The organism is Candidatus Paceibacterota bacterium (genome assembly GCA_035583355.1).
Classification (GTDB): Bacteria; Patescibacteriota; Minisyncoccia; order Phycocordibacterales; family UBA6899; genus JAJZQJ01.
The window spans coordinates 103262-117665 of sequence record DATEZQ010000012.1 but is presented as its reverse complement, the minus strand read 5'-3'; the positions used below and the strand labels follow the sequence as shown (position 1 = coordinate 117665).

General features: G+C 47.7%; 8 protein-coding genes. 7 read left to right on the top strand and 1 reads right to left on the bottom strand.

Annotated elements, in window-relative coordinates:
* The first annotated feature begins 206 nt into the window (after positions 1–206).
* The 6 genes from VJ579_05220 (at position 207) to VJ579_05195 (ending at position 8145) form a co-directional block, all read left to right on the top strand.
* The gene (locus VJ579_05220) at positions 207–485 is read left to right on the top strand and encodes a metal-sensing transcriptional repressor (protein HXK38437.1); all 279 of its coding nucleotides are present in this window, start codon (positions 207–209) and stop codon (positions 483–485) included.
* Between the two features lie 3 nt (positions 486–488).
* Entirely contained in the window at positions 489–1052 is a 564-nt protein-coding gene (locus tag VJ579_05215) for a DUF305 domain-containing protein (protein ID HXK38436.1), read from the top strand.
* A gap of 12 nt (positions 1053–1064) precedes the next feature.
* A complete protein-coding gene (locus VJ579_05210; protein HXK38435.1) occupies positions 1065–3344 on the top strand; it encodes a heavy metal translocating P-type ATPase in 2280 nt (759 codons plus the stop codon).
* Between the two features lie 3 nt (positions 3345–3347).
* Positions 3348–4382: a sulfite exporter TauE/SafE family protein gene (locus VJ579_05205; GenBank protein ID HXK38434.1), complete on the top strand. Its 1035-nt coding sequence runs from the start codon at positions 3348–3350 to the stop codon at positions 4380–4382.
* A 3-nt stretch (positions 4383–4385) separates the two neighbouring features.
* Positions 4386–4808: a hypothetical protein gene (locus VJ579_05200; protein HXK38433.1), complete on the top strand. Its 423-nt coding sequence runs from the start codon at positions 4386–4388 to the stop codon at positions 4806–4808.
* Between the two features lie 142 nt (positions 4809–4950).
* Positions 4951–8145 carry a TraM recognition domain-containing protein gene (locus VJ579_05195; protein HXK38432.1) on the top strand — a complete coding sequence of 1065 codons (3195 nt, stop codon included), beginning with the start codon at positions 4951–4953 and terminating at the stop codon, positions 8143–8145.
* Between the two features lie 24 nt (positions 8146–8169).
* Here the strand turns inward: VJ579_05195 and VJ579_05190 are convergent, their stop codons facing one another.
* A complete protein-coding gene (locus tag VJ579_05190; protein HXK38431.1) occupies positions 8170–9021 on the bottom strand; it encodes a hypothetical protein in 852 nt (283 codons plus the stop codon).
* Positions 9022–9190: 169 nt separating this feature from the next.
* Here VJ579_05190 and VJ579_05185 point away from each other — a divergent pair, with 169 nt between their 5' ends.
* Positions 9191–14332, top strand: coding sequence for a hypothetical protein (locus tag VJ579_05185; GenBank protein ID HXK38430.1), 5142 nt, complete (start codon positions 9191–9193; stop codon positions 14330–14332).
* Positions 14333–14404 lie beyond the last annotated feature (72 nt).

Here is a 14404-nt window from a genome sequence, read left to right as displayed (position 1 = left end):
AGCGAGTACTTGGCCTTAATGGGAGCGAGCGAAGCAGCAATCAGGGCGAGCTTGTTGTTCGTAGTCATGGAATCCTCCAAAACCCTTTCTTTGCCTATCCTAGCGGAACTTGGGGAATGGTCAATGTTAGGGGGGTTGACGTTTTTTTGCTCTTGTATATAATACCTAGTACCTGGGTAGGGGGTACCTGCCACATACACACATATATGCATAATCATGGACATACCTGCACGCCGGATAAGACACGTGCACTCAAATTAGCAAAGCAGGCCTATGGTACACTCGCAAAAGTCATCACAATGATTGAGGACGATGTGTACTGCCCTGAGATTATTCAGCAGGCTGATAGTGCTACAGGGCTCTTGCGTACGATGCGTAAGGATCTACTCGCAGGTCACTTAGATAGTTGCGCGTTTGAGCGTTTAAAGGAGAATAAGAAGGAGGCGATCGATGAATTAATGAAAATTTACCAGCTACATAACTAATTTATGAAAACAATCTCAATATACTTCGCATTCGGACTTATGGCAGCAGCATTATTCGTCGGTGTAGGTATCGGCTACGGCCTTACCCCAGAATATCGAGTAAATATGTTTACGAAAGATGCCATGAGTCTGGGTAGCGCAGATCGTACTTTTGATCTTCGCTATGCGAATGCGATGATTGCACATCATCGTGGTGCAATGCTTCTTGCTGAACAGCTTGAGCGTAATGCTACTCATCCTGAGATGAAGGACTTGGCGGGAGAGATCCTTAAGAATGAGCCTGCAGCAATTGCTGAGCTCTATGCATGGAAGAAAGCATGGTATGGCGATACGCGCACCGTACGCGACCCTGTCGTTGCAAATCTTGGTACAAGTGATGAGAAGTTCGACCAGCGTTTCTTGAACGCCATTATTGCACATCACGAGCTTGGTGTTGAAATGACTCGTGAGGCTCGCACGAAGACATCACGTACGGAGATACTCAATAATGCTGATGCGGTTGAGGCATTTCTTTCGGGAGGTATTGTAAAGCTCTCCGAAATTCGTAAGGGATGGTACGGTATCTAATGTCCACCACGTATGTCAAAACATATTTATAAAGTAGAGGGAATGCATTGCGCAAGTTGCGCGATTGCGATTACGGACTCTCTAAAGAAGGTTCCCGGTGTGAAATCTGCCTCCGTGAATTATGGGAACGAAAAGGCTCAGGTGGAATATGATCCCGAAGTTGTTCCGTTTCAAGTGATAGAACAAGAGGTAGCCAAACTCGGCTACGCTTTGGTTGCAAATACTACCAGTACTCCTGGGGTTGATCATGAGAAAATGGATCATACAAAGATGGATTCGGGCGATATGTATCTCGAGGGATTAGAGCATAAACTCGGCTTCATACTCCCGGTCACTGCAGTCGTTTTCGTTGCAATGATGTGGGATTTGCTCGCACGATCCTTTGTGGCGGTACCGAGCTTACCTATTCCGATGTCCTTGTTCAATACGCTATCAATGGTACTCGCAACAGTTGCATTGTTCTGGGTGGGGCAGCAATTCGTGGTGAGTATTGGGAGATTCATTAAGACCCGTAGGGCGAATATGGATACCCTTATTGGTATCGGTACGCTTACCGCCTACTTGTACAGTGTTTCGATCACACTGTTTCCACAGCTTATTGTACTCTTGAGACTCCCAGAATTTACCTACTTTGACGTGACGATTGTCGTCATCGGTTTCATTACACTTGGTAAATTCCTTGAAGCACGTTCAAAGAAGAAAACCGGTGATGCCATAGAGAAACTGCTCAACCTTCAAGCAAAAACGGCTATCGTCGTACGTGAAGGTAATGAGATTGAGGTTCCGGTCAGCGAAGTCATTCATGGTGACCTCGTGGTCATTAAGCCGGGATCAAAGATTCCTGTAGATGGTGAGCTAGTCAGTGGTGAATCATTTGTCGATGAGTCGATGGTCACCGGTGAATCCATGCCAATAAACAAGAAGGCAGGGGATACTGTGGTTGCTGGAACCATGAATATCGGTGGCTCATTCGTATTTCGTGCAACGAAGGTCGGTGCGGAGACATTGCTCGCACAGATTATCGTCATGGTGGAGAATGCACAGGGGAGTAAGGCGCCGATCGAGGCGATGGCAGACAAGATCTCAGGCATCTTTGTTCCTATTGTGCTCGCTATTGCAACGGTCGCCCTTATGGCTTGGGTTGGCATAGGTAGTTATTATCTTGGATTTTCACAGGCCTTTTCTCTTGGATTACTTTCTTTTGTAAGCGTACTCGTTATTGCATGTCCATGTGCGCTTGGACTTGCAACACCAACCGCGATTATCGTCGCTGTTGGAAAGGGTGCACGAGCGGGAATCCTTGTGAAGGATGCTGCTTCGCTTGAACACCTCCATAAGGTGGATACGGTAGTAGTCGACAAAACAGGGACAATTACCGTTGGGAGGCCGATGCTTGTTGGTATAGAGAATAGCGCCGGGCATTCATCTAACGATGAGCTTGTGAGTCTGCTCGCATCACTCGAAAAAAAGTCTGAGCATCCGATCGCTCATGCGATCGTCAGTTATGCAAAAGAAAAAGAACTTGTGCTTCATGAAGTAGAGCAGTTTGCGATTATTGAAGGTCAGGGTATTTGTGGAACGATTGCAGGAAAAGAATACTTTGCGGGCAATGTGCTCCTTATTCAAAATATGGGTCTCACTTTCGACGTAGCACACTTGGACAAAGAGGCCGCAGAAGGAAAGACTCCGGTCATTCTCGCAACGAAAGAGAAGGTGCTCGGCACGGTCATGGTTGCCGATGCAATAAAGGAGGAATCGAAGGAAGCTGTCCTACAGCTCAAGAAGATGGGCATTACAGTTGTAATGCTTACGGGAGACCGTGAGGCAACTGCCCGAGCGATTGCTGACCAAGTCGGCATCGACGAGGTTGTTGCACAGGTACTTCCACAGGATAAGCTCGCTAAAATTGTATCACTTCAGGAAAAGGGTCGTATCGTTGCGATGGCCGGAGATGGAGTCAATGACGCTCCAGCGCTGGCGCAAGCTGACGTTGGTATTGCAATGTCGACGGGCACAGATGTCGCAATCGAGTCTGCGGGGATCACACTGCTCCATGGTGATATATCGAAGCTCGTAAAGGCAATCCAGCTTTCGCGTGTGACGATGCGCACCATCAAACAGAATCTCTTCTTCGCATTCGTGTATAATGTGGTGGGTATACCGCTTGCCGCTGGAGTATTCTATCCCGTATTTGGACTACTGCTTTCCCCTGTGTTCGCAGGTATTGCCATGGCAGGTTCAAGCGTTTCCGTGGTTGGAAACTCACTGCGCCTTAAAGCGTCAAAGCTATAATTTATGGAAAACAAAAATACATATACATTTCACGTCAATGGGATGCACTGCAAATCATGCGTACTGGTGACGGAGAGCAAGATCGGCGAAATGCCACATGTTGATGAAGTGAAAACCGATCTTGCTTCGCATACGGTGCGCGTTGTTGGCGACTTTGAAGGAATGAGTGACGAGGAAATCGCGAAGGAGTTAACTACTGCAGTCGAGAAACACGGCTATACACTTTCAGTAGATAAGGTCGCGTCAGTTTCAGAAAAGAAGTGGTCAGAATTCATTTTCGCAATTCCACTCGCTGTATTATTTGGTGTATTGTTCGTTGGACTTCAGAAGGCTGGACTCATCAACTTGATCAGTGCCGATAAGCCGACGTATGGTACTGCTTTCATCATTGGTATTGTCGCATCACTCTCATCTTGTATGGCAGTGGTGGGCGGACTCGTGCTTTCGATGTCTGCTACATTTGCCAAAACAGGAGATCGCGTTAAGCCACAGATACTCTTCCATATCGGCCGTATCGTCTCTTTCTTTGTTTTGGGTGGCGTTATTGGAGCACTTGGTTCTGCAGTGAGTCTTAATGGGACGGGTACTTTTTTACTTTCGCTCATTATTGGTCTAGTAATGTTTATTCTTGGAATCAACCTCCTTGATATCTTTGGTTTCGCAAAGAAACTACAGCCTGCAATGCCAAAGTTTCTCGGGAGCCATGCGATGAATGCTTCGAAGTTGAATCACGCGCTTACTCCTATATTGGTTGGTATTGCGACATTCTTCTTACCATGTGGTTTCACACAATCAATGCAGATCTACGCGCTGGGCACGGGAAGTTTCATTACTGGTGCACTTACAATGCTTTTCTTTGCATTGGGTACGCTCCCTGTACTTGCACTGCTCTCGTTCAGTTCACTAAGTATTACAGGAAGTGCGAAGTCGGGAATATTCTTTAAGACCGCGGGGCTTATTGTCATCATGTTCGCAGTATTCAATATCCTCAACGGTCTCGTTGCATATGGGCTCATTAGTCCTTTATTTAACTTTTGATCCATGAAAGAAATTATCATTAGCGTGACAGTCGCCGTTTCACTGGTGCTCATTGCAATGTTTTTCACAGGTACACTGAACACTGGATCAACTACTTCCGAAGGAAAGGATGTGAAGGTTGTGGAGCAGGGCGATGGGAAGAATGTTTTTGAAGAAGGAGGAAAGCAGATCATCGAGATAACTGCTCGAGGGGGTTACGCACCTCGCAATTCCATAGCGAAGGCAGGTGTGCCGACAATCATTCGCATGAAGACCTCAGGGACTTTTGATTGTTCTTCAGCGCTCTCTATCCCGTCGCTTGCTATTCGCCTCAATCTGCCCCCAAGTGGCGTAAAGGACATTGAGATTCCCGCACAGAAAGCAGGAAGTAAGCTCGCTGCTACTTGTTCGATGGGGATGTATAATTTTGATATACAATTCCAGTAAAATACGAGTCATGAGTCATGAGTTAAAATGCACACTAACAACGTTGGTGTGCATTTTGCTATGTAGTATCTGAATTTTTCTTATGACCCATGACTCATGCCTCATGACTGTGCTGTCCCAATATGCTATTATTACTACAGTTATGTCACTTATAGAGGAAATGCACGAGGGTACACCTGAGGCTGTGCCTATAGTTGAATCAGAACTTGCTCATGTACGAGAGCAGGTGTCTTTGCACGAAGCAATGTCTTCAGCGAGTGGTGTTCAGGCAAGCAAGGAACAAATAGTTTCAAAGGTGATCAATGAGTATGCAGAGAAAAAGCCTGAAGAGGTCCTTCCTGAACATGCAATTATAGAGAACCCAAAGTTTGAAGAGATAGTACGCACGGTTGACGCACTTCCTCATCGAGAGAAAATTCGCGAGCTCTATGCAATTATGCAAGAGAAGGGGATTTTGAATGCCATTAAGATAGCTCAGGGTCTTAATAATCCTCACGTTGAAGAGGATTTCCATCATGTGCTTGTGCACTACATTCATACGGGTTCACTCATTCCAGGTCTTGATAAGGAGAAAGAGGTCAAACAAGAGCTGACGCGCACGGTTTTTGAGATTGTTGTACCGCTGCAGAAGGAGCAAGGGCAGGTTGATCCACAGCAGGTACTGCTTTCAATGCAGCGTTTTCTTGCGGGGATTTTTGGGCAAGGTGGTGGCGGTGCGCAGTATGCATTCGAGATTGCGCTCGCAAACTTTTCTTCAGATATCACTTGCTATATAACAGTTCCCGATGAACAAAAGGACCTATTTCTCAAGCAATTTCTCGGTAATTTTCCTACCGCTCGCGCGACACAAGTACTCGAGGATTATAACGTGTTCAACGAGTTCGGTTTTTCGGCAGTTGCAGTAGGAAGGCACGAGAAGCGTTTTGCGTACACCCTTGCATTGCCTACGGGGCAGATGGAGTCACTTTCTCCAATCCTTGCCGCATTTTCGAACATCGCGCATCAGGGCGAGGCCGCTGCAATTCAGTATATCGTGACAAAGGATGATCGTGATTTACTTAAGAAAACACGTGGTGCAATAGGGAAGATTAACAGCGGGCAAAAGATTGGTGATGCAACAAACATCCCGCTCACAATGGGAGGTGATGCATTGAAGTTTATTGGAGGGCTATTTGGGGGAGAGAGCGAGAAGCCAAAAGAGGTTTCTCCAGAAGAGCAAGAGCGTCGTTCTCGTGAGATAAAAGTTATTGAGGAGAAGACCGTTGCTCCGTTCCTTCGTGTTGATCTTCGTATTGTTGTCTCCTCTGGAGACAAAGAGCGCACACTACAGATTTTAAATGCATTGATTGCTGCCTTCGGACAATTCGCAAACAGGGAATCGTCCGGCGGATTGCGCTTTGATGTCATGACAAAGGGAAGTGCGTATAATGAGGAACTCCATGCATTTAATTTCCGTATCTCTTCGCCAGATGCATTGGTCTTGAATCATAATGAGTTTGCAGCCTTATTCCATCCCGCACTTGCGATTACGGCAAGCGAAGCACCAAATCTTGCTTCTATAAAATCCGCTGCAGCACCTCCTCCTGCACAATTACCAAGCGAAGGTACGCTTCTTGGGGAGAGCGTATATCGTGGCATCAGAAAGCCGGTGCGCATGACTGCTGCAGATCGTCTGCGCCATCTTTATGTTATCGGACAAACGGGTACAGGTAAGACGACTATCCTCAAGAATATGATTATTGAGGATATCAAGGCCGGACACGGTGCGTGCTTCATTGATCCGCATGGTTCCGATGTACAAGATATTCTTGCAAATATTCCCAAAGAGCGCATCGATGATGTCATCTACTTTGATCCTTCGTACACGCCAAGGCCTTTCGGGTTGAATATGCTCGAGTATGACGAATCGAAGCCAGAGCAAAAGATTTTCGTCGTAAACGAACTTCTTGCAATATTCAAAAAGCTATATGCTGCTTCTCCTGAATCAATGGGGCCGGCGTTTGAGCAGTACTTCCGCAACGCAACGATGCTTGTTATGGAAGATCCCGAAACGGGAAGTACAATGCTTGATATTACGCGTGTACTTGTCGATCCGAAGTTCCGTGAGTTGAAGTTGAGTAGGTGTAAAAACCCAATTGTTACGCAGTTTTGGAAGGATATTGCAACAAAGTCGACTGGTGATGCATCGCTCGCGAACATGGTGCCATACATCACCAATAAGTTCGATGTGTTCATTGCGAATGATGTCATGCGCCCAATTATCGCGCAACAGAAGTCTTCATTCAATTTCCGTGAGGTTATGGACGGAAAGAAAATTCTTCTTGTGAACCTTGCAAAGGGTAAGCTCGGAGAGATGAATGCAAATTTGCTTGGCATGATCATCGTCGGCAAGCTCTTCCTTGCAGCAATGAGCCGCGTAGATTCTTATGGAATAAAACTTCCAGATTTCTATCTCTATATTGATGAGTTCCAGAATATATCAACTCCCTCGATTGCCGGTATTCTTTCTGAGGCGCGCAAGTATGGATTGTCACTCAATATCGCGCATCAGTTTATTGCGCAGATTGATAATGATATCAAGGATGCAGTCTTCGGAAACGTCGGCTCGATGGCAGTCTTCCGTATTAGTGCTGATGATGCACAGTATCTTGAGTCACAATTCGCTCCAACGTTCACTGCTACCGATTTGATGAAGATCGAGAGTCGCAATTGTTATCTCAAGCCGCTCATCAATGGGACGCCTGTCGCTCCGTTCAATATTGCAGTGTACCCTCCAAGTAAGGGCGTACCGCAAATCGTTGAACAATTGCAACAGCTCTCGTATATGAAATATGGTAAGGATAGAGCAATTGTGGATACGGCGATTGTGAAGAAGTATCAAGATGCTGCAAACACTGCAGCTGCGGCACAAGCAAAGCCAGCAGTTACAGCGCCTCCTGTGCAAGCCCAAAGGCCTATTCCTCCCCCTTTGCCACAACCGCCTGTGCAGTCAGCGGTGTATCAGCCCCAGTATCAACAAATGCAGCAGCAGTATATGCCTCAGCCGACTGCGCACTATCCGCAGCAAATGCAGCATCCGCCCCAGGGCTATGTGTATCCTCCGCAGCAAATGCAGTACGTACAACAACCGATGCCGCCACAGTATGTACAACCTCCACAGGCATATGTGCCTCATGGAAACACGGCGCCATATATGTACCCACCCGTATATCCACAGCCGATGTATTCTCCTGCACCGATGCAGCAAGGATATCAGTATCCTCCTGTGCAATCGCAAGCACCTGAGGCCCCGGCGGGACTTCCGATTGTGCAGTCGCCAAAGCAAGATCCTGAATAAAAAAAGACACCAAGGGTGTCTTTTTTATCGCATTGCGATGCGGAAGTGGTCGAGTACTGTATCAAGTAAGGAGAGTTCTTGTATCATGCGCACGGCGTATTTTTCAGCCCTACTATCGCTAATGCGCATCGTAAGGTGCCCCGCGATACCGAGTGCAGTTGTCGCTGCGCCGACAAGTGCGGCGATGGTAACTATTTGCTGATTTCCCTCATTGAGTGCATCGGCAAGTACTGCACCAATCACACAGAAAAGCGCAACAGAAAATCCTATCATGAATACGCGATGCTGAGCTTCTTTGTTTCGGAAATGTCGCAAGAATAATTTACGCTCGAGTTCGTCGGTAGGAAGCCCCACAAGTGCGCTTGTAGGAAGTTCGACATAGAGTGCGAATTTCTGTCTCAGTCGCGCACGTTCTTCTTCGAGGAGTGCAATGATTTCTACTGCATCACTACGGTCCGTTTCAATGAGTCGGCTGCTTATTTTGCCATGTGAAGCATTTGCGAGAAACTTTTGAATTTCCGTAGCGGTGTATTCTCTGTGCTCATAGGGCCTTGAAAGATCATAGGGTATTGCTGGGACTTTACAGTCTGCAAGTTGAACGATGATCTTCCTTGTAGGGTTATTTCCTTCAGTATGTACTGTATTGCTTGAGTTTTGTTCGAGCGGTAGAACGCCATGGTGGATCTTCGAGACAGTCTTTTTTTCATCGTCCACATGAGTGTCCAGATCCCTTTGCATACTTGCAATCTCTTCTTTGAGTTTGTGCTCTTTTTCGGCAAGCACTGCAGCATCTTTCTGTAGCTGCAGAAGCTTTGTTTTTGCATCCTTTGGCTGGTCGTTGGACGCAGTATCCTTGGTTGCGGGTGTATTTTCCATCTCTTTATTATACATCGAATATAGTACTTACAAATATTAAAGTCGGGAAGGTGTGCAAAAGAATATCACGACGATAAATACTCAGTTTGGAAGCAGTTTTGTGGTACAATATGTTCATAATGCAACTTCTGGAGGAAGCCTGCTTTGTTAACAAATAATTGTACTTATCATGGGAAAACGCGAAGGAAAAACATTGGGAAGTTTCGCTGAGCTTGGTGACGCTTTTGAAGGTACGCCATTGCCTGCTGAGGCTGTTCCAGCCGAGTCTGTTGATGAGCCGACCGCAGAGACCGATGACGTTGCAGGTGACGTTGTAGCTTTTGAAGATCGAAGATTTATCTTTAATGGATATACTGAGGACGGAAAGGCACGACTCATTCGCGAATATGGCGGTTCGAGCGAGCCCAAGGTAGAAGAAGTACACGTTTCCAGAGAGCAATTGCTTGAGGGTTTTCATCGTGCACAAAAAGAAGATGCTGCAGAAGAGGAGAAGGCAGAAGAAACAAAACATCAGGCGCAAATCGCTGCAAATACACGCATAGTACAAGATGTTGTCACTGGTACTCCAGAACCAGTTGCCGTTGATAATGAGATCAAGCGTGATATCGCCGCAGTAGAAGGCGTAATAAATGCTGCCGATGCTGTACCACTTCCAGGTAACGGGGAAGTCGCTCCGAATACACTTGGCGAGACAATGGAAGGGGGTGTACTTGAGGGTACGCTTGCAGGTGAAGACCGCAAGGAGCGTGCAAAGGAATTAGAGAAAGAAGCAGAACGCGCACTTGAGCTTGAGGGAGAAATTGCGGCGCTGCGCAAGAAAAAGGGAAAGAAGCATGAAATTGGAGAGCTTTATGTCGAGCGTGATAAGCTTGATAAGCATATATATGGAGTGTTGCGTGAGGTGGCCCCAGAGGTTCTAGGGAGCATTAAGGCTGATGATATTACGCGCATTGATAAAATGCGGGAACTATTCGGCGACGAAAAGAACCTTGCTGCACGACGAAAGAAAGAACAAGAGCTTATCACTGAGGGCAAAATTTCAGAGAGTGATCTTGTGGCCTACAAAGAAGCCCTTGGAAAGCGCAGTGGCTTTATCCGTTCAGTGACAGCGCTTGGCGTACCACATCACGTTGCAACAAGACTTTACCGCAGCGAAGGGGAAGCAGTACAGGAATTTGGAGAGATTACCGCGCGTGCAGAGGCGGGTGATGTAAAAGTCCTTCAAACTGCAAAGGCGAAACACCTGCTCTCACGTTTTGGAATTGATGAAGAGGGTGTGCAGCATTTCATTGAGTCGGTAGAGAAGGGGAAGGGCGAAGAAGCCACAGCCGAATTCGAAGCATTCGTCGCACGGGGAATGCCGGCTCCGGTTGAGCCTGCACCAGAAGCGAATGCTGAAGTAGTACCAGTGTCCGTTGCACCAGAGGTGGCTGAGCATGAGGTTATACCCGAAGTTGCCTCTAATGATGAAGCTGCGAAAGAGATTGCACGACTTGAACAGCGACTTAAGAGTACAGGTTTCTCGAGCTACGCCGAAATGCGCGCAGCAAAGGAGCGCATAGCTGCGCTAAAGGCAGGTGTCGTCGCCCCACCTGCAATTGCAGCAGGTATCACGGTGAATGCAGTAGCGCTTCCAAATACTGAAGAGAGCTCACCCGTTGTGCACGAAGTTCAGGTTATGCCTCCAGAGATTAGCTCCGAAGATGTGCCGCTCCATATCAAGACCGAGCAGCCTGTCGAGAATGCGGAAGTTATTATTGAAAATGAAAAGCCGATTATTTCTGCTTCTATCATTGAAAAGTTTGGAAATGAAGGAGTGAGTTTTGAAGAGCTGCAGACGATTCCTGGTTTTACTGATTTGAGTGAAGGGCAGCAGCTCCTGATGCTGAAGAATTACAGTACTGCACTTGTTGGAAAGGTGAAGCGTGAGGCAAAGAAAGAGGCAGATGCAGCCTGGGGTAAGCGTAGTTTCTTGGGGAAGGTTGGTTTGAGTATGATTACAATGGGTCTTGCGAAGAACGTCGCAGAACAGACTCGCCAGCGTGATATCGCACGCAAACTTTCTTCTGGTGACCATCTTGTTGCGAGTGAGCGCAAGGCAATGCTTGAAGCATTTGCAAAGGTTGCTGCAGAGGGTCCTGAAGTCGTCAAAGAGGAAGATGGTTCATTGCGAATGAACTATCTGAGTACGGAACGCTGGAAGGATGATCCGGAGAAGCTTGCAGTCATAGAGGCATATAACGCCGCAGCTTCGAAGTTCGCGAAGATTCCAAAGCAGTGGCTTGATGCAGATCTCGCGGTGCCTAAGGGCGAGCAGCCAGGCTATTTTGCGAAACTCCTCGGGCACAAGCATATTGCGCTTTCTGGAAAGGAACATCTACAAGTCGCAGAGACACGAGAGGAATATCAAGAGGCACGTAGGGGATTGCTTGCGGCACTTGAGAAGATGGATGGCAAAGAAGGAAGTCCCGAGTCTCGTCGAGCAGCAATGCTCGAACTCAATGGTCTTGATGAGCGCGTGCAGTTGAACCAGTTATTCTCGTCAAACCCTGATGCTGAAGAGGCGCTGCAGCATATCCGTGATACAAATGTGTTTACGCGCTCAATAAGCGAGTTTGCAAAGAATCGTGGTCAGTACATGGCCTATGGTGCCGCATCGCGCATTGCAGCAGCTGCAGTCCTAGGTGCAGTAGCTCTTCCTGCGACCGCAGCCATTGCGGGTGGTGCAGTAGCAATTGGTGTTGCCGGTGCAGTGGGATATTTCCAATCACGCAGAGAGGCTAAGGAGCTATTGAAGACACGACGTGCATCAGGAATGATCGGTGACGCAGAGCTCCAGGAAGATGTTGTTTATACGGCCAACAATGAGGAAATTCTCGAGCGCAAAGAAGCAGAACGTGAGGAAGCGTTACGTAGTCATGATGATGAGCGTGCGCAGCAGTTGAAGGCTGATATCAGTGTGCTTCGCGAGAAGATTAAGTCGGGTAATGTGCTCGAGAGTCGTACAAGGAAACTTCGAGAGTTTCGTGACGCGAAGTTCTATTCAGATCGTGTTGAGCGTTTGCTTACGAAACTCGATGTTGCGCATGAAATGGGCGACAAGGAATCTGCGGAAGTGCTCGAGCGCAAGATTGCGCAGACTGCGACACTTATGCGTGAGTATATGAAGCAAGGCATGCTTAGTTTCGGACAGGAAAGTCGTATTGCTCGTATTAACGCGCGCGCCGAGGATAAACATGGAGTTGCTCGAAGTGATGATTCCCGTAGTGCAATCAATGGTCTTGCATTTATGCAGGCCCTTGGTCATGCAGATGCAGTTCATTCACTCGACATGTCCGCGATTGAGACGAAGATCGGTTCAATTCTTGAGGGCTACCGAGAGGATATTGATGCATCAGCGCGTAAGCGTAGCAATAAGCACATCAGTAAGGCTGTTGCTCTTCGTGTTGGCTTCGGTCTTGCCGGCTTTGGTCTCGCACATGCGGCATCAAATTTCTTTGGTCACGGTGATGGGTTTGCTGAAGGGGCGGGCGATGCTCCAAAGGGTACAAATTGGGGTGAGCAAGCGCTCAGCCGCGGTCCACGTCCTTCGGTGCTGCCCGGCAGTGTCGCAGCACATGCAGAGGTTGCGCTCGGCGCACACACTGTGGTGGCGGGTGAGACATTGACCTCTATCGTTCGTAAATTCCCAGAGGTGGCGAAACTCGCTGGCCACGATCAGGAGGTTGCAATTGCGAATCTTGTGAAGCATCTTTCTCCTGAGAAATTGAAGCTCATGGGGATTTCAAGTGGCAATGCGAATGTGATTCGCGTCGGCGAACAGATTGATCTTTCAAAACTCCATCATCAGGTCACTGAGCTGAAAATTGGAGGTGGTGCGGGTGCACATGCAGAAACTGTTGCTGGACAAACGGTCCGTGCTCCGCGCGCGAGTGTTCTTCCTGGGGAGGGAGAGGCGCCACGTATGCCAAGGCCTTCGGTGCTTCCGGGACAAACGGTGCACACACAGTATGGTCCACCAAGGCCATGGGTGCTTCCTAAAGATGGAGATTATGCTCCTACTCCAAAGGGTGAGGTTGTGCCAGAGTTCGCTGCGGCTGCTCAGAATAAGATGCAAAAGAGCCTTGAGGGTATCTTCGGAAAGAAAGGAATCTTCGGTCGTGATCATACGCGAGAATGGGAAGGCGATCCTCTCCGACGCGTACATGGACTTAAAGATACCTCAGCTGAAAGCTTGCTGACAAAACGTCAGGGGCTCATTGCAGAGTCGCGTACACGTATGGGTCTACGAGACTATATGAACTCATTGCGTGAGAGCTCGGGCATTCGACCAAAGACGGGGGAGACTGCAGAACTCTATATTAAACGTGTGCTTACTGAACAGGAGCGCGTACTTGCACATCGAGCGGCGGGCGCAGAGATTGTCCGTAACGGTGAGCGAGCGCTTGATGAGGCGGCCGCGGTAAGAACTCGTCCTCTTGATGAAAGTATCAAGGACTACGTAGATAATAATGCGCAGCGTGTTGCAGAGGCAGATAAGTTACGCAAAGCGTATACGGCAACGCGTCCAGGAGTAGAGGTGGTTCCGCACGTTGAGACCGTGCATTCTACCGATGAGGCACTCGCAAAACTGATGCCTATTATGCAGAAGCGTTTTCCAGAGCTTGCAAAGGATGGTGAGGGCGTGCAGGTTAATGCATACGCGAACTTCCTTCGTACTGCAAAGCCAGAGCATTTCAAGGCGCTTGGTCTGGATGGTGAGGATATGCAGAAATACGTTGGTAATGGAACGGTTGATGCAGAAAAGATTGCTCGCTACTTGAAAGAACATCAACATTCTGGATTGCATGAAAGCGTCGCTGCTCAGCCTATTCCAACAGGAGCTCGTGCTGCAGCAGTAGTCGAGGAAGCCTCAACGAGCCCACTGTCAGTGTCCACTGCTGAAATAGCAACACTTGAGAAAGGATGGGATGCACTTTCAATTGATGAAAAGAGTGCAGCAGCAGAGCGTATGATTCCACAGTATATTCGTGAGCAGATTGCTGCGCGGGTGAAGATTCCGAACATGGATCATTTCATGGAGTATTTGCATCGCCTCCCATCAAATGCTGTATTTGCGCCAAAGGAAGTGCAGCTTGAGAGTATGCCACAGGAATATGCGGATGCACTCGATGCGATAAAGGGTATTATGCTTTCAAAGAAGATCATGAATGATAACGTCATGCCGAATGAAAGTGTAAAACTCTTTGATTATATGCAGCAAGCGTATAAAGGAAGGATGATGTATGATGGTCCTTCTGCGGTAAAATAGAAAACATAATTGAAAACTCAAGGTGGCTGCCTTGAGTTTTTATTATAAAAAAGCGAGAGACGAAGTCTCTCG